Below are 21,919 nucleotides of genomic sequence, written 5' to 3'. Positions count from 1 at the left end.
CCTCCGACGGTCACACCTCGGCCGCGCCGGTGGAGACCCGTTCGGTGATGAAGGTGGCCAGGTCCTCGAAGGTCTCGCCGCGGAACGAGGTGATCTCCTCAAGGAGCATCACGTCGTAGATGTCCTCGAGGGCGAGGAGCAACTGGACGATGGAGAAGGAGTCGAGGTCCTTCATGCTCTTGGGCTCGGGGAGATCCATCTGTGGTTCGGTGGTGGTGAACATCAGGATGGTGTAGGCCTGCACCCTGATCTGGGAGAGCAATTCGTTCCGGTCGATTGCGGCCATGAATATCCGCCCTTTCTGACAGAGCCGACGGCTTACGAAGCCCGACTCTTCTGTGGTCCGCGCATGATCCAGCTCCGAAATCGGTGGCTCTGGATTTCCCATACTTCTCGCTCGATGGTGAACGCCCTGGCGCGATTCGCGGATTCACCGTCCCGCTCCTCGCCCGCACCCCTGGACTCGCTGATCACCGCCTGACCGACGGGGATCATTCCGACGAGCTCTTCCGTGGACCAGAAGTGAATATTATTCACGTCCCATTCGGAGAAGACGTGTCCGATGAAGAACACATAGGTCTCCACCCCCACTCCCAGGATGGGAGAGCCATCCTCCACGAGGATGCTGACCTGCGCGGACTTCTCATCGGAATCGACACCGAAGACGGCGCACACACCGACCGTGGAGCCCTGGGACCTCTCTTCGACCAAGAAGGCGGCATCGAGAGTACCGAGATCATCCGGCAGGGAACCGAGGAAGACGCCGGCGCCCCTCACATCCTCCAGACCCGATCCATCGAGAACCTCGATTATCTCTTCACGGTTCTCGAAACGAGTCGGACGAAGCATGACCCTACGGCTCGCGAGCTGGGGAGAGGACATCGGGAGCGCACCTCGATTCATTTTCGGTTCTTGTCACGGGGTAACGTTTTCCCGACCGTCTCGCCGGCGGGACGGCACTGAACAGCACCTACGGTGCGCAGCGCGTCGAGATGTTATCCCACATATCGCCGCCCCGGTCATATCCCATATTCGCGACGTTCGGCGAGGACACGACCGGGGTGACGGGCCGGCCCGGGGCGTCGACCATGGGACACCCCCATGACCTGCGCCGCCGTCTCCGAGATCAACCCTCCCGGTAGTACGGGTCCGCCATCACGCCCTCACGTCGTTCCTCGTCGTAGGTGTACACCTCACGGCCGCCGACGAACACCCGCAGAGCGCGACTCATGATGTCGAGCGGATCGCCCGACCAGACCACCACGTCGGCGTCCAGACCCGGCTTCAACGAGCCCACACGGTCGTCCAGGCCCATGATCTCGGCGGGGTTGACGGTGAGCGCGCGGATCGCCGAGTCGCGGTCCATGCCCTCCTTGACGCACAGGATCGCCTGGTAGACGAGGTATTCGATCGGGATGACCGGGGCGTCGGTGGTCAGGGCGACCTTGACGCCCGCCCGGTCCAGGATCCCGGGACCGGCCAGGGTGCGGTTGCCGACCTCGACCTTGGAACGGCTGATCATCAACGGTCCGGTGATGACCGGGATCTCGCGTGCGGCGATCTCGTCCGCCAGCAGGTGGCCCTCGGTGCAGTGGTTGATGATGAGCCGGTAGCCGAACTCGTCGGCCAGCCGCATCGCGGTGTGCATGTCGTCGGCGCGGTGCACGTGCTGGCACCAGGGCACATCGCCGTCGAGTACCTGGACGAGGGTCTCCAGGGTGTTGTCCCGGTCGAAGGGGGTCCCCTCGCTCCGGGCGTGGTCGCGCTTGGCCTTGTAGTCCTGCGCCTTGGTGAAGGCGTCACGGATGACCGCCGCCACACCCTGACGCGTGGACGGCAGCCGGTCCATACTTCCGTAGACGCGCTTGGGGTTCTCCCCCAGGGCGCTCTTGACGCTGGCCGGCTCCTTGAGCAGCCGGTCCTCCACGCTCCGGCCCCACATCTTGATGGCGACGGTCCGCCCTCCGATGGGGTTGCCCGAACCGGGCTTGATCACGGAACTGGTGACACCACCCGAGAGAGCGTCGACGAAACCCTCGTCGGCGGGGTTGATGCCGTCGATCGCCCGCATACGGGCACCGTTGGGGTCGGTCATCTCATTGGTGTCGTTACCCGCCAGGCCGATCGTCTGCTCACAGATACCGACGTGGCCATGGGCCTCGATGAAGCCGGGCAGGACCCACTTGCCGGCGGCGTCGACGACCTCGACGCCCTCGGGCACGGTGACCTCGTGGGCGGCGCCCACCGCGGTGATCCGCCCGTCCGAGATGAGGACCGTCCCGCCCTCGATGGGGTCTCCCACGACGGGCACGACGTATCCGGAGGTGATAGCGATATCCATGGCGGGCAACCTAACGCAGACCGCCTCCCGGCAGGGGCCGACGGCCTCTCCCCCTTCGCCCGCGAACCCCTCCCCCCAGGCGTTTCCCGGGCCCGAGAACATCCGCTCCACACCCGATGGCGCCACCCCCCGGTGGACCCGGGTTCCACTCGTCCGATTCCTCTCGAGAGGGACCGGACGCGGTGGGGGCGTCCGGGCGGACCCGACACGCCCGCCCGGACGCCCTGTGCCGTGGACGCGCCCGTACACGTCCACGCGGGTCTCTTCCCGACCCGCCACATCGACCGGACCGGGCACCGCCGGTCGATCCACCACCACGGAGGGTGAGGATTCGCCCTCCCGACCCTTCGTGGAAAAGAGATGTTACGCATCGGAGCGCCTGATTCCCGGCGGCCGAGGGTTTTTGGCCGAACACGGCCACGCAGGGTGTCGCTCTCAGGTCACTCCCGTCACAGAGACCCCTGTGACCTCTGGCTTCACCACGCCCTACTCCACCCGTTCGGGCTCCTCGTCCTCCTCGCGACGGGCCCGTCGGCCGGCGAGAAGGCTCCCCGCCACCACGAGGGAGACCGTGCCGGACAAGGCGACCAGAGCGATGAGATCGGTGACCCTCCCCAGCCGGGAGAGCGCCTCCTGGGCACGGTAGGTGACATCGGCCGCCCACTCCGCCCCGGGCAGAGGGAAGGACGCGGTACCGTCGGAGGCCACGAACAGGACCCCGACCGCGATGAAGAGCGCACCCGAGAGCAGGGCCGTCGTGTGGGTGGCCAGCGGCCCGATCCGCACGGTGCGCCCCCGCAGCCAGGAGCGTCGCCCCAGTTCATAGCGGTCCCAGAGCGAGGCGAGCAGGAGCAGCGGCAGCGCCATCCCCGCCCCGTAGGCGGCCATGAGCAGCATGCCCCTGACCGGGGTGCCGGTGGCCGCGACCGTGAGCACCGCGCCCAGGATCGGACCGGAACAGAACCCGGCGAGCCCGTAGACCGCGCCGAGCCCCAGCACGGAGAGGTTCCCCCGACCGCTCGCGAAACGGCCCTGCGCCCGCGCGAGGACGCCCCAGGTGAACCCGAGGCCGAGGACCTGGGCGACACCGAAGGCGATGATCAGACCGCCCGCGACCATGATGAGCAGGTCGCGGTGGCCGTAGAAGAGGGTGCTCACCATCGCCGAGCCCGCGCCGAGCGGCACCAGCGTCAGGCACAGCCCCGCGTAGAAGGCACCGGTGCGAAGGAGCAGCCGCCCCGAGTCCCGGAAGGCGTAGGCGAAGAACGACGGCAACAGCATGGCGCTGCACGGGCTGAGCAGGGCCAGCAGGCCACCGAGCAGCGCGGCGACGAACCCGATGTCCACGCGGTCACTCCTCGGCGACGGCGAGCGCGGTGTCGACGCTGCGCACGAACACGTCCAGCGGCAGTGCGCCCATGATGGGATCACCGTTGACGATGAAGGCCGGGGTGGCGCTCACGCCGATCTGCTGCCCCTCGACGAAGTCGTGGCCCACCGCGATCCCGCTCCGGTCCGCCTCCATGGCCTCATGGAAGCGGTCGGCGTCCAAGCCCAACCCCTCGACGATCTCGTCGAGGATCCCGTCGGGGTCGTCGGAGGACTTGATCTCCTCCTGACGCTCGAAGACCGCCTCCTGGTACTCCCAGAACGCCTCCTGCTCGCCGGCGGCGACCGCGCCCACCGACAGGGTCTGCGACAACTCGCCCAGGTAGGGGAACTCGCGCCATTCGATCCGCAGGTCGCCCGACTCGACGTAGCGTTCGACCAGTTCGGGCTGGGTCTCCTGGGCCCACTTGGCGCAGTAGGGGCAGGCGAAGTCGGAGTAGGCGACCAGCACCACGGGGGCGTCGGCCTCTCCGAGCGCCATGGGGTCGTCGGCGTCGCGACGGGCCAGGGCCTGACCCCACTCCCGCTGTTCGGGGTCGATGTGGTCCACCGTCGAGGCGATCTCGGTCGGCGACTCCTCGTCGGCGTCGCCGCCTTCGAGCCTGATCCCCACGACCACCGCGATGACGAGGGCGGTGAGGACCGCACCCCCCAGAAGCAGTGGGGAGATCCCCTTTTTCCCGCCATCCTTCGGCATGCCTGCGTCGTCCCCCCGTCTGCGTGCCGGACAGAGGCCACTCTACGCACCCCGGAGGCGTCTTCGACGCACCCGTTCCCGGGGGAGGGAGGGCTATTCGAAGAGTCGGGTGGCGTACAGGATGGCACCGGCCACGAGCGCGGCCAGAGCACCGGAGGAGACCAGCGACGCCGGCCCGAGGACGACGCCCTCCAGTTCCACCCAGGACTCCAGGAAGTCCCGGACCGGGGATCTGGTGAGGGCGAAGACGAGCATGAAGGCGACGAACGCGATGACCGGGGCGACCTTGTTCACCCGAACATCCTAGATCCGCCGTCGCCCCAGGTGGATCCGGGTGGTGCGGGTTCGTCCGGATCCCGCTCCGGGTACCACCCCGACTGTGACCGGTCCGGGGGAGGCCGGCCGTCGACACGGGAGGGTCACATGCGAGCGTCCATCGGAGACCGTCTGCTCACCCACGGGGTGACCAGCGTCGAGGGAGGGCACGAGGCCGAGATCATCGAGGTGCGCGGGGCCGACGACGGGCCGCCCTACCTGGTGCGCTTCCCCGATGGTGAGGAACGGCTCATCTACCCGGGCCCCGAGACCGTGGTCCGGCCCCGGGAGCCCGAGGACTGACCGGGCCGGCCCCGGCGACTCAGGGGGCCCGGAGCAGGTACTCCCGGTGCGGGCGCCCGTAGGCCTCGCGCTCGCCCACCGGGGTGAAGCCCAGCTTCTCCAGGACCCGCGCCGAAGCGGGGTTGGCCGGGTCCACCACCCCCGTGAGCAGGGGAAGGGACAGCTCGTCGAAGGCCGCCGCCACGCACAGGCGGCCCGCCTCGGTGGCCAGGCCCCTCCCCCATCGGTCGCGTGCCAGGGTGTAGCCGAACTCGGCGCCCACCTCGCGGGCCTCGAAACCGGCGTCGCCGATGAGCCGGCCCGTGGCGATCTCCTCCACCGCCCAGAAGGCGTAGCCGTGCTCCTCCTGATGACGGATGTAGTCGGCCACCATCACGGCGGTCTCCTCGGGAGAGGCCGCCTTGCCGTAGGCGACGTAACGCATCACCTCGGGGTCGCCGTAGACCTCGTGGGCGGCGTCCCGATCCTCGGGCACGAAGGGCCTGATCCGGATCCGTTCGCCCACCAGGGGAAATCGCATACTCATGGGCGCCACACTGCCGCCCGCGCGAACGACCGTCAACGCGTTTTCCCTCGCGCGGACTACGTCCTGCTCGCGCGCAGAGAGTACATGAGGGGCACCCGGGGCCGACCCTCCGGGAAGCGGTAGTACCCGTCCGCCGACCTCTCGAAGGAGGAGAAGCGCGGGAACAGCGAGACGTCGTACTCGTGGAGGAACTCCAGACGCAGCCCCTCGGCGGCCAGAGCGGAGACCACCTCGCCGATCGGATGCTGCCACTGCACGTTGCGGTTGTTCTCGGTCCTGGCCTCCAGGTCCGCGTACGTACCGGCGGACTCCTGCACCCAGGCCTGTCGGGCGAAGTAGTCGTCCACGATCCGCGAGCCGGTCTCGTCGTCGAGGATGTCGGTGAGCGGGTGGAACTCCGCCAGGTACAGGAACCCGCCGGGGGCGACCAGCGACGCGGCGGTCCGGGCCCACCGTCGGATGTCGGGCAGCCAGCACAGGGCGCCGACCCCCGTGTAGACGATGTCGTACCCCCGCTCCGGTACGGCCTCGGCCGCATCGTGCACGTCGGCGTGCACGAAGGCCGCCCGCTCCTCGGGCAGACCGAGTTCGGCGGCCAGACCTCGGGCGACCTCCACGGCGGGTCCGGAGAAGTCGAGTCCCACGACGCGTGATGCCCCGTGCCGGGCCCAGGAGAGCGTGTCCAGACCGATGTGGCACTGAAGGTGCAGCAGGGTCTTCCCCGTGACGTCGCCGACCTCGGCGCGTTCGAAGTCGCGCAGGGCGTCCTCACCGGCGCGGAAGCCCTCCAGATCGTAGAAGTCGCTCGCGACGTGCAGGGGGACCCGCTCGTCCCAGTTGGCGCGGTTGATGGAGAGCCAGTCGTCCGGGGTGGGCGTGTACATGCCGGGAAGCTACCAAGCGCGGACGGGCCGTATCCACCTCTTTTCCGCCGGTCCTCGACCCGCTCCGGTTAGCCGCCTCTTCCAGCGGAAACGACAGGAGGACGCCCTCCGAACAGGGCGTTCCACGAAGGACGATCCTCGCCGCCCGACGGCAGAGAGGTGGGAAGGAAGATGACCGGCAACAGAGGAGTGGTCTACCAGGGCCCCGGTCGGGTCGAGGTCCAGGACATCTCCTATCCGGAGTTCGAACTCAAGGACGGCCCTGGGGTCAACCCCGCCAACGTGGGGCGCAAGGTCCCGCACGGCGCGATCCTGAAGGTCGTCGCGACCAACATCTGCGGCAGCGACCAGCACATGGTCCGCGGGCGCACCACCGCGCCGGAGGGACTGGTGCTGGGCCACGAGATCACCGGCGAGGTGGTCGAGACCGGCCCGGACGTCGAGTTCGTGAAGGTCGGCGACCTGGTCTCGGTACCGTTCAACATCTCCTGCGGGCGATGTACGAACTGCAAGGCGCGGCGCACCGAGATCTGTCTGAACGTCAACCCCGACCGCCCCGGCTCGGCCTACGGCTACGTGGACATGGGCGGCTGGGTCGGCGGCCAGGCGAAGTACGCTCTGGTGCCCTACGCCGACTGGAACCTGCTGAGGTTCCCCGATCGGGATCGGGCCATGGAGAAGATCATGGACCTGACGATGCTCTCCGACATCTTCCCCACCGGTTTCCACGGCTGTGTGAGCGCCGGGGTGGGCGTGGGGTCGACCGTGTACGTGGCGGGCGCGGGCCCCGTCGGCCTGGCGGCGGCCGCCTCCGCAAGGTTGTTGGGCGCGGCCGTGGTCATCGTCGGCGACCTCAACGAGGAGAGGCTGGCCCAGGCGCGCCGGTTCGGCTGCGAGACGGTGAACATCTCCCAGGGGGACCCCGGAGACCTGATCGCGGAGATCCTGGGCACCCCGGTGGTGGACCACGCGGTGGACGCGGTCGGCTTCGAGGCGCACGGCTCCGGAGAGAAGGCCGGGCAGGAGGCGCCGGCGAGCGTCCTGAACGACGCCATGAAGGTCACCAAGGCCGGTGGGGCCATCGGTATCCCCGGTCTCTACGTGACCGGCGACCCGCGCGCGGTGGACGAGGCCGCCAAGGTGGGATCACTGTCGATCCGCTTCGGGCTGGGCTGGTCGAAGTCGCACGCCTTCTACACGGGCCAGTGCCCGGTGATGAAGTACCACCGGCAGTTGATGATGGCGATCCTCAACGACCGTGTGCGCATCGCGGAGGCGGTCAACGCGGTGGCGATCCCGTTGGAGGAGGCCCCGGAGGGCTACCGGTCCTTCGATCAGGGGGCGGCGAGCAAGTACGTGCTCGACCCCAACGGCTACCTCGGCACCGGCTGAGCGGGCGGATGGAGAGCCGCCCCACGGTGGTGGGGCGGCTCATCCGAAGTGCGGATCAGGCGGGCCGCAGCCGCACGTCGAGACGGGTGTGCGAGTTGACCACGATCGACGGGGAGCGCGGCACGTCGCCCACGACCTCCAGGTCGGGCCAGCGGGAGAAGATCCGCTCCAGCGCGATCCGGCCCTCCAGGCGGGCCAGGGGCGAGCCGATGCAGAAGTGCGCGCCGTAGCCGAAGCTCGTGTGCGTCTCACCGCGACGGACGTCGAAGGCGCCCGCGGTCGGACCGTAGCGCTCGGGGTCGCGCCCCATCGAGATGTAGGAGATGAACACCGGGTCGCCCTCGGCGATGCGCACGCCCTCGGCGGCGGGGTGGACGTCGGCGCCGTCGATGTCCTCGGTGGCGAAACGGGTGAAGAAGTTGGCGGTGGGCGAGTCCCAGCGCATCGTCTCCTCCACCAGGTTCTCCCACGGGACCTCGCCGGACAGCAGGAGGTCGCGCTGTTCGGGCCGGGTACTGAGCGCGCGCACGGCGTTGACCAGCAGGTGTGTGGTGGTCTCGTGGCCGGCCGCCAGCACCACGTACATGGTCACGACCAGGTCCTCGCGGGGAAGCCGGTCCTCGGGGGGCAGGGCGAGCATCGCGCTGATCATGTCGTCGCCGGGCTCGCGCTCCAGCCGGGACACGTGCTCGTCGAGCCAGGAGTGCAGGCTCAGTTCGGCGTCGCGCCCGTCGCCCAGGGTGTCGTCGAACAGGGCGGTGTACAGCCGGCCCAGTTCGTCGTGGTCGGCCTCGTCGACTCCGAGCAGGTGGCCGATGACGCCCATCGGCAGCGGCCAGGCGAACAGCGAGCGGAAGTCGACCACGCCGCCCTCGGCCTTGTCGGCGGCCCGCTCCAGGTCGTCCAGGAGCCGCTCCACCAGGGCGGCGACCACCGGGGTGAGCGCCTCGACCCGGCGGGCGGTCAAGGCCTGGGACAGGGGGCGGCGCAGTTTCCGGTGCTCGGGGCCGTCGACGACGGTGATGGCGTTGCCGGCGGGGGCCGCCAGGCTCAACAGCGGCCAGTCCTTCGGGAGCTCGCCGTTCTGGAGCGCCTTCCAGTACGAGGGGCTCTTGGCGAAACGGTCGGAGTCCTTGAGGACGTTACGTCCGGCCTCGTCACCGGTGACCGCCCACATCACCACGCCGCCGGGCAGTTCGACCGGGACGATCGGACCGTGCGCGCGCATCCTCGCGGCGTCCTCGTGCAGGTTCGGGCTGAGGGGATCGAGGTGGTGGATCGGTCCGGACAGGGTCAGAGCCACAGTGAGTCTCCCAGGGGGTCGGTGGAGATGGTGGGCGGGGTGAAGGTGACCGGAAGCGTCTCCAGGGCCCTTATGAGGACCTGGGGCTGCCAGCGCAACCGGTCCGCGGGAACGGCCAGATGCAGGTCGGGCAGGTGGGTGAGCAGGGTCTCGATCCCACCGACCGTGATGATCTCGGCCATGGCCCGGGCCATGTGGGGACATCCGTGGGGGCCGTGCGAGAACGACAGGTAGGCGCGGCTGTGGTGTCGCTCCCTGGGACGGCCGGGCGGCCGGAACAGCGGGTCCTGGTGGGAGGCGGCCAGCCCCAGCAGCACCATGTCCCCACCCTGGATGGTGGTCCCGGCCAGTTGGGTCGTCCGGGTCGCCCAGCGTCCCGCGAAGATCTGCGTCGGGGTGTCGTCCTTGAGGACCTCGCGGGCGGCCTCGGTCACCGAACGTCGGCCGCGGGTGAGGGCGTTGGTGTGGGCCTGGTCGGTCAACATCAGCCTGATGGTGTTGCCGATCCAGCCCGCGCAGGTCTGGTGCCCGGCGATGATGGTGATGAAGATGTCCGCGCTGAGCTGACCGTGCGTAAGGCCGAGCCCGCTGTGCGCCAGGTGGGAGGCGACGTAGGGGCCGGGCTCCTTCATGGCGCGCTCGGCGAGCCGATCGCAGATGGCGCCGACCCGCGCCATCCCCTCGATGGGGTCGCCGCCCGCGCCCATCAGCTGAAGGAAGCCGGTGACCAGGTCGTCGTGGTACTCCTCGGGGACGCCCACCATCCAGCCCAACGCCAGCACGGGCAGCCGTTGGGCGTAGGCGGAGATCAACTCGACCTCGCCGTCCTGGGCGAACTCCTCGATCAGCCGGTGCGAGGCCCGCTGACAGAACTCCTCGAACTCCCACTGGTCGATCCGGGAGAGCGCCTCGGCGAACACCACCGAACGGCGCCGATGCTCCTCCCCTTCCGTGTACAGCATCGCCTCCGACGCGAACCCGCCACCGATCAACGGCCACATCGGCCACTCGGGGGGCAGATCGTCGAACAGGTTCCAGCGGCGGAAGGAGCGCGCGAACAGGTCGGGGTCGGAGGTGACCTGGAGCAGCTCGGAGTAGCCCATCACCAGCCAGGCCGGCACGTCCCAGGCCAACAGGACGGGCGCCACCGGCCCGTGTCGGCGACGCAGCTCGGCGAACAGGGCGGGCGAGTCGCGTCGATAGCCCTCGTCGCCCAGCCGCATCGCGTCCCGATGCGTCTCCGGCAGGGGGATCGAGACCTCCGGACGTTCGACCTCGGTGTCGGGGGCGCTCATCCCACCGGCTCCTGTTCCAGCAGACGTTGCCGGTGCGCGACCAGCTCGGCCAGGGTCGTGCGCACCTGCCCCGGGTCGCGGGCGTCGCAGCGCAGCAACGGCGTACCGGCGTCGATGTCCAGGCTGGCGCGGATCTCCTCCAGACTCCAACGCTCGGCCTCGTCCCCGAAGGGGTTGTGCGCGACGAGGTAGGGCAGACCGGCCCGTTCGACCCGGTCCAACGCGGCGAACGACCCCTCCACGTCACGGGTGTCGACGAGCACGATCGCGCCCACGGCACCCTCGCAGAGGCGTTCCCACAGGGCGTGGAAACGCTTCTGCCCCGGTGCGCCGAACAGGTAGAGGACGATCTGCTCGTCGATGCTGATCCGACCGAAGTCGAAGGCGACCGTGGTGGTCGTCTTGTCCGGCCGGAGTTCCAGCCCCTCGTCCACCCCGGCACCCGCCTGGGTCATCTCGGCTTCGGTGGTCAGCGGCGTGATCTCGCTGATCGACCCCACCAACGTGGTCTTGCCCACGCCGAAACCACCGGTGACGAGGATCTTCATCGAGATCGTCGCGGACGGCGCCAACGGTTCATACGGGGAGGTTGATGAGCCCAACACGCAGTTTCTCCAAGAGTCGACGGTCATCGGCCGGGGACGCGAACCCCGACGCCGCGCGCTTCGCGGGACGGTCGGCGGAACGGATCGCGATGTACCCCTGGTCGACGAGGTCTGCCAGCAGGATCGTGACCGCCCCCAACGGGATCCCCAGCCGCGCGCCGAGCTCGGCCGGGGCGATCGGACGGTCACAGATCCGCACGATGTCGGCCTGTTCCAGGGACAACCCCGAGGTGTCGGCGCGTTCGGTCACCACCAGGGCGAAGGGATCCAGCCGAAGTGTGGTGCCGCTGCGCCCACCGACCACCATGAACAGGCCGTCGGGCACGTCGGGATCTATCACGGGGCCCCCGCCTCGTCGACGTGACGGCTGGGCGTGGCGAGCTGTTCGGGAAGACGTTCCACCAGACGTCCCATCTCCGTGGCGACCACTCCCAGGTCGGCCGAGGGGCTCGACAGGTCGGCGAGCACCGCCAGGGCCGACCCCGAACCGGCGCCCATCACCAGCAGGTGGTGCGGGTCCAGATCCACCGCGACGGTGCGGACCGGGTCCTCGATGCCGAACACCGCGTTGACCTGCCCGCCCGTGGCGAGAAGCCCACAGGCGGAGGCGGCCAGACCGTCGGCCTCGTCACGCTCCAGAGTGCTGTCGGCGGAACGGACCAGACCGTCGGTGGACAGCAGGAGCACGTGGCGCACCCCGGGCAGCTCGCGCAGTTTGTCCATGAGCCAGGTCAGGTTGGTCTGCATTCAGGAGTCCTCACGATTCTCTGCGACGGGTTTCGAGGTCGGCCGTGTGTGGGCGTGCCACTGGGCGATGCGAAGACTGGTGGCCGCGCGGTCCTTCGGCGGCTCGACGGTTCTGGGGGCGGCCGTCTCCTCGGGGAGGGTCGCGCCACGACGTCGTCTGGGCAGGTATCGGGGGCGTTCCTCGTCGTCCTCGGCGTCGTCGACGGGGAGTGACGAGTCCTGGAGCGCGGCGAGCGGGGCGCCGACGGGGGTCGGGACCCGGGACGAGGGCACCGCGGTGAGGGTGCCCGTCGAGAGGGCCGGGGCGCTCGCCCCCACGGCCGCCTCGTCGGTGCGCAGCAGACCCTTGCGCGGGATCCACACGGTCGCCCTCGTGCCGCCGCGCGGCGACGGGGAGAGGTCCACCCGGATGTCCAGCGGGTCGGCGGCCCTGCGGACCACGAGCAGACCGAGCTGGTTGGCGGACAGTTCGGCGATGTCCGGAGGACGGTTCGGGTCGAGGCGACGGCGCACCTCGGCGAGCTGCTCCTCGGTCATGGCCAGGCCGCTGTCGTCGATGTGCACGCCGAGCCGCATCGCGGTGTTCTCGAAGTGCACCACCACGGCCTCGGAGGGCGCGGAGAAGGAGGTGGCGTTGTCGACCAGTTCGGCCAGGATCTGGATGATCGAGTTGACGGCCCGCCCCTCGACCACGATCGGGGTGTTGGGCATGTGCATCTGGACCCGGGCGAACTCGGGGACACTGCCGACCGCCGCGCGCACCAGACGCTCGATGCGCAGAGGCTGGGTCCAGTTACGGCCGATCCGGTCGGCCTCGGCCACGGTGAGCAGACGCTGGATGAGCATCTCCAAACGGGAGAGACCGGCCTCCATCACCATGAAGTCCTCGCGTACCTGCTCCCCCGTGCCGTGGGAGTCGAGGGTCCTCCAATAACGGCCGCTACGTTCCTGCACGTCGGCGCGGAGCTGGGAGACCCCGGCACGGGCTCGGGCCGCGCAGCCCTTGACCACGCTGAGAAGCCGCCGACGCTGCTGGTGCCCCCGCCAGAGGGTGTCGGTGACCGACTCGATGAGAGGTCGGGCGAGCGGGTCGGTGCCCTCCGAGCCGTCGAGCTCGGCCATGACCGTCTGGGCCGAGGCGCCCTCCCGGATCCGCCTGGTCACCAGGGGGAACACGTCCTCGGTCACGACCTTGCCGACGTTGTCGCGTCGGGACAGCTCCGCCCGCAACCGGTCGGCCCGCGCCTCGGCGTGGGCGGCGACCGAACGCGCCTCCTGGATCAGCCGCTCGTCGCGGAGCGCCGCCTCCGCGGCCTCCCGACGGGCCCGGCGTTCACGAAGGAGCGAGCGGACCGCCACGACCGAGAGCACGAGGGTGCTCACCGCCAGAACCCACGTCCAGATCTGTGCGGGGTCGGGTTCCACTGGAACCGTTGTGTCTGTCAACAACATGCGCTGGTCGTTTCACGTCGAGGACCGGCCGGGGGAGGACGTCGAAGGACCCTGGGGCGTCGGTCCGGGGCGGGGAAGGGTCCGGGCGGAGGGGCGGGAAGGGGTCGGTGCGGTCGATCAGGGGTGATTCCCGGGCGAGGACGCCTACGGCTGGTCATTTTGCCACCGTGGAGACCACCTCAAACGGGAGAAGGATCTCCCGAGGGCGTTTTCAACCCTTGTTCCCCCAACGCGGGACGGCATTCTCACTGTTCACAGCAGTCCCATACTGCTCACGAGCGCAGTGGAACTTCCTGAAAATTCTTGGCGAGGCTCTCCGAGCCCGCGTTAGGAAAGTCTGATTCGTCTTGTTCAAGAAGAATCGACACCGTCTCCTCTTCAAAGGACGCGACCAGAGGCCCACGGGCCCCGCGGGAGGGCCTCGGCCTCCTGTACACCGACCACCACGCTCTGTACGTTGGAGATCCGGAACCCGTCGATCACAGTCGAGGTGATCTCATGACCCGGACGACCTGCTGCGTGATCGGAGGAGGACCGGCCGGGATCGTGCTCGGCCTGCTCTTGGCCCGATGCGGCGTCGAAGTGACCGTGTTGGAGAAGCACCGCGACTTCCTTCGGGACTTCCGCGGCGACACCGTGCACCCCTCGACCCTCCGTCTGCTGGACGAACTCGGCCTCTCCGAGGAGTTCTCGCGCCTGCCCCAACGACGGCTGGACCGCGCCCGGCTCCCGGTCGGCGTCGAGGACCGCTGGGTCACCCTGGCCGACTTCACCCAGCTGCCCGCCCCGTACGACCACATCGCGATGGTCCCCCAGTGGGACCTGCTCGACCTCCTGGCCGGGGCCGCGGCCGAAGAGCCCGGCTTCACCCTGCGCATGAACACCGAGGCGACCTCCTTCATCGAGGAGGGCGGCCGGATCAACGGGGTGCGTTACCGGACCCGCGACGGGGAGACCGGCGAGATACGCGCGACCATCACCGTGGCCTGCGACGGCCGCGACTCCCTGGCGCGCGGGCTCTCCGGACTGGGCCTACGGGACTTCTCCGCACCGATGGACGTGCAGTGGTTCCGACTGCCCCGCCACGACGACGACCCCGACGGCGGCATCGGACGGATGAGCGAGGGGAGGTTCAGCCTCCTCATCGACCGGGGCGACTACTACCAGGCGGCGGCGATCATCCCCAAGGGCACCGACTCCCGGAACCGCTCGCACCCGCTGGAGGAGTTCAACGAGACCCTCGTGCGACAGTTCCCCTGGTTGGAGGGGCGCTCCCTGGTGGCCGACTGGGACGACGTGAAGCTGCTGAACGTACGCGTGGACCGGTTGCGCCGCTGGCACACCCCCGGCCTGCTGTGCATCGGCGACGCCGCGCACGCGATGTCGCCGGTGGGCGGGATCGGCATCAACCTGGCGATCCAGGACGCGGTCGCCACCGCCCGCCACCTCCAGGCACCGCTACGCCGCGGCCGGGTCACCAGGGACGACGTGGCGGCGGTCCAGCGACGGCGACAGCCCGTCACGGTCCTGGTGCAGGGCTTCCAGCGCGTGGCGCACCGCAGGGTGATCCTGCCCGCGCTGGAAGGACGCCTCGACCTGCGTTCGACGGAACCGCCCGCTCCGTTGCGCGTGGTCGAACACCTGCCCTGGGCCCGCCGCGTTCCGGCCTACTTCCTCGGCTACGGGGCCCTTCGAGAACGCCCGCCCGCGGCCGCGATGCGCTGACCCGCGCGGGGCCCGTCGTCCGCACGAAGACGCCGGACGACGGGCCCGTTCACGCGGCCGACTCGGAACGGAGCCCCTCCAGCTCCATCTCCAACCACAGGGTTCGTACGCCCTTACGCGGATGGTCCGAGTGGCGCCACCGGCCGGTGCTCCTGGTGAGGAGGAGGATCAGCCCCGAGGACAACACCGGTCCGCTCCCGACCCCTCCCGACCAGGGCAGCCGATAGTCCAGGCAGGTCAGTACGCATCTCCCTCTTCTGCGCATGCCCACCTTCCAGGGAACTCCCCCCGAGCCGGCCACCTCCTCGGCAACCCGACTCGTCAACCAGATCGAGTCCTCCCCTCCGGGCCCCAGTTTCTCGGCCAGAAAACGTCTGACCTGCCGAGATGGATCGCCTCTCGGGTCGAGCCACCTCTCCACAGCACCCATGGAACACCCCCCGGTGTAGGTCACAGGTATCACATGAACAACATCGATGTAAACGTAAGAATCGAATATCGACCCTTCAGTATGTACTCTACAAGTCTTCTACCTGCCAACATGTGGAAAACGTTGAAACCTCAAGAGAACTATGCTTCTCTAATCATCAGTTACCCTCCACGCCTGGAAAGGAAAGAGACCATGCAGGTGAAGCAGATTAGAGGCTGCGAAAACGGGGGCTGCCCCAAGGTGTTCCGCACCGACAAGGGGACATTCCTCGTGCAAGGCGCTACGGTTGACTCGATGCCCACTCCCGAGCATGAAACGGTCATCGAGGTGCCCGCGGAGATCCTGCGGGGTCTGTGATCCCCTGGCTCTCGGGAGGGGCGGGGCCCGTCTGGCCATCATGCCCAGGACGGAGGCGGGCCCCCACCTGGACGCATAGCGGAGAGCAGACAGAACTCAATGGGTGAGTACCGGAGGAAGCGGCAAAGGCAATTCGGGCAAGAACTGAAGAATCTGCGCAGTGAAGCAGGCATGAGCGGCCGAGAGGCGGCCGAACTGGCGGGCACCGACCAGTCCACCATCTCGCGCGTCGAGAACGGCCACATCCGACCGTCGCACGAGCTCCTCACCCGCCTGCTCACCACCTACGGGGCGACCGCGGCGATCAAGGAGGGCCTGGCGTCGGAGCTCACCGAGCTCGACGTCGGCGTCAGCAGCTGGCGGTGGCTGGAAGAGCGCAAAGGCCCGCGCCAGATCTACGTTCGCGATCTCGAACGCGAGGCGCTCAGGCGTCGCGGCTATCACTTGGACGTGATCCCCGGCCTGTTGCAGACGGCCGCCTACGCCGAAGAGGTGATCCGGGCCAGTCCCACGATCACCCCGGAACAGGTGTCCGAGGGCATCGCCCTGCGGATGGAACGACAGAACATCCTCTTCGAGAAACAGCGGAGCTTCAGCTTCGTCATCACCGAATACGCGCTACGCCGCCCGTTCGGCACCTCGGAGACGATGCGGACCCAGTACGAACGTCTCCTGCACCTGGGCACCTACCCCACCATCGGTCTCATGGTGATCCCGCTCTGGGTCCCGCACCCGGTCCTCCCGCACGGCTTCACCATCTTCGACGACTCCTACGTCTACATCGACACCGTCACCAAACCGGTGAACGTCATCGAGACACCCGAGGTCAAGTCCTACATCTCCATCTACGAGGACCTCGTCGAGACGGCCCTGCCCGAGACGGAGAGTCTGGAACTGATCGCCGCACTGGCCAAGGACACCGACTGAGCCGTATCCGAGGAGCGGCCTCGGCGGTGGCCGGGGCCGCGAGCGGCCCTACCGGACCCTCGCCGAGAAAGGACACGACCGCCACGGCGATACGCGGGGCGGGGCGCGGCCCGTACAAAGGCCGGGCATGAGAAGAGCCGACGAGGGGACTTGAACCCCTAACCTATCGCTTACAAGGCGATTGCTCTGCCAATTGAGCTACGTCGGCCGACAGCCGAAGCCCTGTGGCTCCGGAGTGTCCACCCGAATGGTACCGGCTCCGACGACGAGTGTCCTACTCGGCCTCGTTCCGCCGCCGATCACCGAGGGCGCGTCGGCCCGGATCGTGCGACACGAGCCGGGCCGGTTCGATCTCTAGGCCTTGCCGCCACGGTGACGGGCGACCTCGTAGAGGGACACACCCGCGGCCACGGAGGCGTTCAGGGACTCCGCGCCGCTGATCGGGATGCTCGCGATCACGTCGCAGGTCTCCCGCACCAGTCGGGACAGCCCCTTGCCCTCGGCGCCGACCACGATCACCAGAGGCCCGGTGGCCAGGTCCAGGTCGGGAAGCTGGATGTCGCCATCGGCGTCCAGACCGGCGACGAACAGCCCGGCCTTCTTGTAGGCCTCCAGGGCACGCGTGAGGTTGGTGGCCTGGGCGACGGGCAGCCTGGCCAGGGTGCCCGCGGAGGTCTTCCACGCGGTCATGGTCACACCGGCGGCGCGACGCTCCGGAATGAGCAGGCCGTGCGCGCCGAAGGCCGCGGCGGAGCGGGCGATGGCGCCCAGGTTGTGCGGGTCGGTGACCCCGTCCAGGGCGACGATCAGCGGCGGGGTGTCGGACTCCAGCGCCCGGTCGAGCAGCCCCTCGGCCGCCCAGTACTGGTAGGGCCGCACCTGGAGCACGATGCCCTGGTGGGCGGCGCCGGGCAGACCGTTGCTCTCGCAGCGACGGTCCAGCTCGGTGCGGGTCACCTCCTGCACGTCGACGCCCTGGGCGCCCGCCATCTTGGCGGCCTCGTTGACGCGGTCGTCCGGGTCGAGGCTGTTGGACAGGAAGAGGCGGGTGGCCGGCATGCCGGCGCGCAGCGCCTCCACGACCGGGTTGCGTCCGATCAGCAGGTCGGAGTTGTCCGGGCGGTTGGGCGAACGCTCCTGCTGACGCCCGCTCCCGCGACCCTCGCCGCCGGCGGGACGCTTGGCGGCCTTGTGCCGCTGCTTGCCCTCGTACCAGTGACGCTGCTCGGCGGGCAGGGTGCCGCTCTTGGGTTCGAGTGAACGCCGGTTCTTACCGCCGCTGCCCTTGGTCGGGCCCTTCTTGCTCTTCTTCGCCGGCATGGTCGCCGCCTCCTGATACGTGTCGCGAGCATGCCGGAAGAACTCTTCCGGCCGATGGGTCGCCGTCTCGCCGATGGGCGGCGGCGCAAACCCCCAGCCTAATGGTCGCGTGCCACCGCACGCGTCGTTCGGGGCCGGGAGGTCGTCCCGGCCCCGTCCGTCGGCGCGATCAGCCGCGTCGCAGGTCCCAGCGGGGGCCCTGCGGGGTGTCCTCCACCACCACGCCGGCCTCGGTCAGCCGGTCGCGGATGGCGTCGGCCGCCGCGTAGTCCTTACGGCCCCGGGCCGCCTGGCGCTGTTCGAGGGCGACGGCGACGAGCGCGTCCACGACCTCGCGCAGCCCCTGGCCCTCGGAGGCCCACTGGTCGCTGAGCGGGTCCAGTCCGAGCACGCCCAGCATGACGCGCAGTTCGGAGGCCAGCTCCCGGACACGCTCCTTGCCACCGGCCGCCAGGGCGGTGTTGCCCTCGCGCACGTGGCCGTGGACCACCGCCAGGGCCTGAGAGACCCCGAGATCGTCGTCGAGCGCCTCGGCGAAGGCCTCGGGCACCTCGGCGGCGGGGGTGATCTCGCCCAAGACCTCGACCGCGCGGGTCAGGAAGCCCTCGATGCGCTGGTAGGCCGAGGCGGCCTCCTGGAGCGCGGCGTCGGAGTAGTCGATGGTGGAGCGGTAGTGCGCCTGACCGAGGTAGTAGCGCAGTTCGACCGGGCGGACCTTCTCCAACATCTGCGGGATGCGCAGCGAGTTGCCCAGGGACTTGCTCATCTTCTCGCCGCCGACGGCCAGCAGACCGTTGTGCAGCCAGTACCGGGCGAAGCCGTCGCCGGCGGCCCGGGACTGGGCCTGCTCGTTCTCGTGGTGCGGGAAGACCAGGTCCAGGCCGCCGCCGTGGATGTCGAAGCTGGGCCCCAGGTACTTGGTGGCCATGGCCGAGCACTCCAGGTGCCAGCCGGGGCGGCCGCGTCCCCACGGGGTCTCCCAGCTGGGCTCCCCCGGTTTGGCGCCCTTCCAGAGGGCGAAGTCGCGGGGATCGCGCTTGTCGCGTTCGCGGTCGGTGTCGGCGGCCTCCACGACCTGGTCCGGGCGCTGGTTGGACAGCTCCCCGTAGGCCGGGTAGGAGCCGACGTCGAAGTAGACGTCGCCGGAACCGTCGTCGGCGGGGTAGGCGTGCCCCGCGTCGATGAGGCGCCGCATCAGTTCGATCATCTCCGGCACGTGGCCGGTGGCGCGCGGCTCGACGGTGGGCGGCAGGCAGCCCAGGGCGTCGTAGGCGTGGGTGAAGGCGCGCTGGTTGCGCTCGCTCACCTGCCACCACGGGACGCCCTCCCGCGCCGCCGTGGCGATGATCTTGTCATCGATGTCGGTGACGTTGCGGCAGAAGGTGACCTCGTAGCCGAGGTGGGTCAGCCATCGGCGCAGGATGTCGAAGTTGACTCCGGAGCGGATGTGACCGATGTGCGGAGGAGCCTGCACCGTGGCACCGCACAGGTACAGGGAGGCACACCCTTCGCGGAGTGGGGAGAACTCGCGGACCTGTCGGGCACTGGTGTCATAGAAGCGCAGACTCACGCTGTCAAGACTAACCGCTTTCCCCTCACGAGCGCGTCACAAACCTGGAACACCGATCGACCCCGATCCGCTCTGGACAGCCCCGAGCCCCCATATATGCCGAACCGTATCCGGCCCGCTCGGATGTGAGATGCCACCCGCGTCCAAGGCGACTTCCCCTCGACTCGACTCACCACCCACTGCCAATGACTCCATAACAGGACAGAACACCCCTCCTTCCGGAGGTCGGGAAGCAGCCGGAATCGGCCGGAATCTCGTGTTAGTGCCACCGCCTGGACTACGCTGCGGTGACGATGGCCCCTTACAACAACGCCCCCGAGACAGGGACACGTAACGGTCGGAGTGCGGGTCGCGGCACGGGAGCCGGTGCTCTCGTCGGTGGCGCGCTGTTCGTCAGTGTCATCGCCCTGTGCGCCCTCATCCTCGCCTACCAAGGCATCTACGCGTTCGCCGTGATCGTGCACGAGGACAGCCCGCTGGCCCACGTGTTCCCGGTGACCTTCACCCTGCTGGTCCTCATGGCCTTCTGGGTGAGCTACGTGCTGCGCACGGCACCGCCACGGGAACGCCTGTGGGTCGACCTCGGCGTGATCCCCGCGCTGATGCTGGCCGCCGCCGTGCCGATGATCCTCAACAACACGGGACGCGTCGACACCATCGCCGAGAACTCGCCCGGCGCGCTCCGCGTGGTGGTGGCCGTGGCCCCGTTGGCCGCGCTGTTGGTGGCGTTCCTGCTGTGGCTCGCCGTCCGCGCCCACATCCGACGGCGGAACCGCCGCTCCCGACCCCGCCCGGTCCCCTCGGACGACCGCGCCACGGTCGTGCGCGGTACCTCCAGGCCGGAGCCCGCGAGGAAGGCCCCGCCCCTCAAGACCCGGCTGCTGGACCTGGGGCGGGAACCGGAACGGGACGAACCCGCGCCGACGACCGCCGGGTCCGACGAGGAGGGCCGCTCGCGGATCTCGCCTCCGCCCGTGATCGAGTCCACCGAGCCCGCTCGGAAGGACGTGCCGGAGGAGCGCGAGCCGGACACGTCCGAGAGCGTCGACTCCGAGGCTCCCACCGAGCCGATCCCGGCCCCGGAGCCCGCCGAGGACGAGCGACCGGCCGAGACCGTCGCCGACACCGAGCCCCTCGCCCCGGTCCGGGCCGAGGCCCCGGTCGAGAAGACCGCTCCCGCTGAGGACGAGGAACGGGCCGGCGCACCCATGGTCCCCCTGCCCCGCCGCTCCCGCACGGGCGACAACCCGATCAAGCGGGCCGCCGAGGAGCCTCCGGTCGTGCCGGGGGCCGCCGCTCCCCCTCCGGAACCGATCGGGAACGAGAGCGTGCCCGCGCCCCGCGCGGCGGCCGAGCCCGAACCGGAGGAACGGGTCGAGGACGACCGGGACGTCCCGGTGTTCGACGACCGTCTCGACGAGGGGTTCGCCCACGAACCCGAGGTCGGCGACCCCGTCTCGGACGAGGCCGAGGCGCCTCCGCTCGCGCCGGTGGCGGCCGAACCGGAGCCCGCCGAGTGGGAGGCCCCCGTCGCGGAGGAGGGTTCCGAGGTCGAGGAGCGTCCGGAGTCGACGGACGAGGTCGAGTCGGTCACGCCCTCGGACGCGGCCGACCCCGAGGACGACGAGCCGCTGTGGGAGCCCCCGTCCGCCGAAGGACCGGGGTCGATCCTGGCCGACTACGTCCCTCCGGTCTGGACGCCGCCCGAGGACGGCTCCTCCGCCACGGAGGACGACGACGTCGTTCCACCGGTCGAGCCCCTGGGACGGGTCGAGGACCCGAACGTCCCTCTCACCCTGGACCACGACACCGGTCCCACGGTGCGCGCCGCCTTCCGCCTCGGGGCCAAGCGGCCGGAGCCGGAGGAGGACCCGGAGCCGGAGCGGACCTCGGAGACATCGAGCGGGCCCGCCGAAGCCGAACCGGCGGAGCGGGCTCGGGAACCCGAGCCCGAGCGGGAAGAACCCCCCGCTCCGGAGCCGGAGCCCCGACCCGCCCCGAGAACCGCCTCCGAGCCCGCCGTGCCGGTCCGTAAGCGACCCATGGTGCTCAAACCGCCGCGGCCGCCCATGCCGGACTTCGCCTCGGGTCCCCCGTCCCGACGGGTGCGCAGTGAGCCGTTGCCGCCCGAGGACCACTGATCGCCTCTTCGGCCCCGGAGCCCGCCACAGGGCGCCGGGGCCGACGTGTGTCCGCTCCCCCCGCGACCCGAAGGGGGAACACCTCGTGGCCCTCGCGGCGGGCCGGCGCGACGGCGATCCCCTCACCTCGTCCACAGCCTGTGCACGAGCGCCCCGACCTCAGAGCCCCACCCCACGCGGCCAGGGGTTTCGGGCGTAGG

23 protein-coding genes and 1 tRNA gene are annotated in these 21,919 nt (G+C 69.6%); 6 read left to right on the top strand and 18 right to left on the bottom strand.

The features are described from left to right. Positions 1-10: 10 nt before the first annotated feature. From D451_RS0101520 to D451_RS0101495, 6 genes are all read right to left on the bottom strand, one after another. On the bottom strand, positions 11-286 hold the full coding sequence (locus D451_RS0101520) for a hypothetical protein (protein ID WP_014911228.1): 276 nt from the start codon (positions 284-286) through the stop codon (positions 11-13). 32 nt (positions 287-318) lie between these two features. After that, the gene (locus tag D451_RS0101515; RefSeq protein WP_017533162.1) at positions 319-882 is read right to left on the bottom strand and encodes a hypothetical protein; all 564 of its coding nucleotides are present in this window, start codon (positions 880-882) and stop codon (positions 319-321) included. A gap of 244 nt (positions 883-1,126) precedes the next feature. Continuing rightward, entirely contained in the window at positions 1,127-2,341 is a 1,215-nt protein-coding gene (locus tag D451_RS0101510; RefSeq protein ID WP_017533161.1) for an amidohydrolase, read from the bottom strand. Positions 2,342-2,827: 486 nt separating this feature from the next. Then, positions 2,828-3,688 (bottom strand): cytochrome c biogenesis CcdA family protein, encoded by an 861-nt coding sequence (locus tag D451_RS0101505; protein WP_017533160.1) that lies wholly within the window; start codon positions 3,686-3,688, stop codon positions 2,828-2,830. Positions 3,689-3,692: 4 nt separating this feature from the next. Continuing rightward, positions 3,693-4,427: a DsbA family protein gene (locus D451_RS0101500; RefSeq protein ID WP_017533159.1), complete on the bottom strand. Its 735-nt coding sequence runs from the start codon at positions 4,425-4,427 to the stop codon at positions 3,693-3,695. A gap of 93 nt (positions 4,428-4,520) precedes the next feature. Further along, positions 4,521-4,721, bottom strand: coding sequence for a hypothetical protein (locus D451_RS0101495; RefSeq protein WP_017533158.1), 201 nt, complete (start codon positions 4,719-4,721; stop codon positions 4,521-4,523). Between the two features lie 129 nt (positions 4,722-4,850). Here D451_RS0101495 and D451_RS0101490 point away from each other — a divergent pair, with 129 nt between their 5' ends. Beyond that, positions 4,851-5,045, top strand: coding sequence for a DUF1918 domain-containing protein (locus tag D451_RS0101490; RefSeq protein ID WP_017533157.1), 195 nt, complete (start codon positions 4,851-4,853; stop codon positions 5,043-5,045). Positions 5,046-5,064: 19 nt separating this feature from the next. Here D451_RS0101490 and D451_RS0101485 read toward each other — a convergent pair whose 3' ends face one another. Together D451_RS0101485 and D451_RS0101480 are read right to left on the bottom strand one after the other, a co-directional pair. Beyond that, complete coding sequence (locus D451_RS0101485; RefSeq protein ID WP_036567643.1) at positions 5,065-5,571, bottom strand: GNAT family N-acetyltransferase; 507 nt, start codon at positions 5,569-5,571, stop codon at positions 5,065-5,067. Between the two features lie 56 nt (positions 5,572-5,627). Then, positions 5,628-6,455: a class I SAM-dependent methyltransferase gene (locus tag D451_RS0101480; RefSeq protein ID WP_017533155.1), complete on the bottom strand. Its 828-nt coding sequence runs from the start codon at positions 6,453-6,455 to the stop codon at positions 5,628-5,630. 171 nt (positions 6,456-6,626) lie between these two features. Here D451_RS0101480 and fdhA point away from each other — a divergent pair, with 171 nt between their 5' ends. Then, complete coding sequence (gene fdhA / locus D451_RS0101475; RefSeq protein WP_017533154.1) at positions 6,627-7,847, top strand: formaldehyde dehydrogenase, glutathione-independent; 1,221 nt, start codon at positions 6,627-6,629, stop codon at positions 7,845-7,847. A 55-nt stretch (positions 7,848-7,902) separates the two neighbouring features. Here fdhA and D451_RS0101470 read toward each other — a convergent pair whose 3' ends face one another. The 6 genes from D451_RS0101470 to D451_RS0101445 are packed head-to-tail and all read right to left on the bottom strand — an operon-like array spanning position 7,903 to position 13,222. Then, positions 7,903-9,150 (bottom strand): cytochrome P450, encoded by a 1,248-nt coding sequence (locus tag D451_RS0101470; RefSeq protein ID WP_017533153.1) that lies wholly within the window; start codon positions 9,148-9,150, stop codon positions 7,903-7,905. Next, on the bottom strand, positions 9,141-10,445 hold the full coding sequence (locus D451_RS0101465) for a cytochrome P450 family protein (protein WP_017533152.1): 1,305 nt from the start codon (positions 10,443-10,445) through the stop codon (positions 9,141-9,143). Before D451_RS0101465 ends, D451_RS0101470 begins: the two co-directional genes overlap by 10 nt. Beyond that, positions 10,442-10,993, bottom strand: coding sequence for a GTP-binding protein (locus tag D451_RS0101460; protein ID WP_326337464.1), 552 nt, complete (start codon positions 10,991-10,993; stop codon positions 10,442-10,444). Before D451_RS0101460 ends, D451_RS0101465 begins: the two co-directional genes overlap by 4 nt. Before the next feature lie 28 nt (positions 10,994-11,021). Beyond that, a complete protein-coding gene (locus D451_RS0101455; RefSeq protein ID WP_014911206.1) occupies positions 11,022-11,390 on the bottom strand; it encodes a DUF742 domain-containing protein in 369 nt (122 codons plus the stop codon). Beyond that, positions 11,387-11,797 carry a roadblock/LC7 domain-containing protein gene (locus D451_RS0101450; protein ID WP_017533150.1) on the bottom strand — a complete coding sequence of 137 codons (411 nt, stop codon included), beginning with the start codon at positions 11,795-11,797 and terminating at the stop codon, positions 11,387-11,389. The genes D451_RS0101455 and D451_RS0101450 overlap by 4 nt, the downstream gene beginning before the upstream one ends. Continuing rightward, positions 11,798-13,222 (bottom strand): sensor histidine kinase, encoded by a 1,425-nt coding sequence (locus D451_RS0101445; RefSeq protein WP_017533149.1) that lies wholly within the window; start codon positions 13,220-13,222, stop codon positions 11,798-11,800. 525 nt (positions 13,223-13,747) lie between these two features. Here D451_RS0101445 and D451_RS0101440 point away from each other — a divergent pair. After that, positions 13,748-14,974 (top strand): FAD-dependent oxidoreductase, encoded by a 1,227-nt coding sequence (locus tag D451_RS0101440; RefSeq protein ID WP_026124736.1) that lies wholly within the window; start codon positions 13,748-13,750, stop codon positions 14,972-14,974. A gap of 49 nt (positions 14,975-15,023) precedes the next feature. Here the strand turns inward: D451_RS0101440 and D451_RS27755 are convergent, their stop codons facing one another. Then, the gene (locus D451_RS27755; RefSeq protein WP_152472753.1) at positions 15,024-15,299 is read right to left on the bottom strand and encodes a hypothetical protein; all 276 of its coding nucleotides are present in this window, start codon (positions 15,297-15,299) and stop codon (positions 15,024-15,026) included. A 138-nt stretch (positions 15,300-15,437) separates the two neighbouring features. On the opposite strand from D451_RS27755, the gene D451_RS28150 reads away from it, so the two are divergent. Together D451_RS28150 and D451_RS0101425 are read left to right on the top strand one after the other, a co-directional pair. Next, positions 15,438-15,761, top strand: coding sequence for a hypothetical protein (locus D451_RS28150; RefSeq protein ID WP_152472751.1), 324 nt, complete (start codon positions 15,438-15,440; stop codon positions 15,759-15,761). A 99-nt stretch (positions 15,762-15,860) separates the two neighbouring features. Next, complete coding sequence (locus D451_RS0101425; protein WP_267880663.1) at positions 15,861-16,688, top strand: helix-turn-helix domain-containing protein; 828 nt, start codon at positions 15,861-15,863, stop codon at positions 16,686-16,688. Positions 16,689-16,823: 135 nt separating this feature from the next. On the opposite strand, the gene D451_RS0101420 is transcribed toward D451_RS0101425, so the two are convergent. From D451_RS0101420 to cysS, 3 genes are all read right to left on the bottom strand, one after another. Then, positions 16,824-16,896, bottom strand: a tRNA-Thr gene (locus D451_RS0101420). 146 nt (positions 16,897-17,042) lie between these two features. Beyond that, a complete protein-coding gene (gene rlmB, locus D451_RS0101415) occupies positions 17,043-18,008 on the bottom strand; it encodes a 23S rRNA (guanosine(2251)-2'-O)-methyltransferase RlmB (RefSeq protein ID WP_017533145.1) in 966 nt (321 codons plus the stop codon). 169 nt (positions 18,009-18,177) lie between these two features. Next, a complete protein-coding gene (gene cysS, locus D451_RS0101410; protein ID WP_014908988.1) occupies positions 18,178-19,578 on the bottom strand; it encodes a cysteine--tRNA ligase in 1,401 nt (466 codons plus the stop codon). Positions 19,579-19,871: 293 nt separating this feature from the next. Between cysS and D451_RS0101405 the strand changes: the two genes are divergently transcribed. Beyond that, positions 19,872-21,719 (top strand): DUF2637 domain-containing protein, encoded by a 1,848-nt coding sequence (locus D451_RS0101405; RefSeq protein WP_026124735.1) that lies wholly within the window; start codon positions 19,872-19,874, stop codon positions 21,717-21,719. The last annotated feature ends 200 nt before the right edge of the window (positions 21,720-21,919 follow it).

This window comes from Nocardiopsis alba DSM 43377, assembly GCF_000341225.1.
GTDB lineage: Bacteria > Actinomycetota > Actinomycetes > Streptosporangiales > Streptosporangiaceae > Nocardiopsis > Nocardiopsis alba.
Note: the sequence above shows the minus strand (reverse complement) of the source record. Positions and strands in the feature narration are given on the sequence as shown.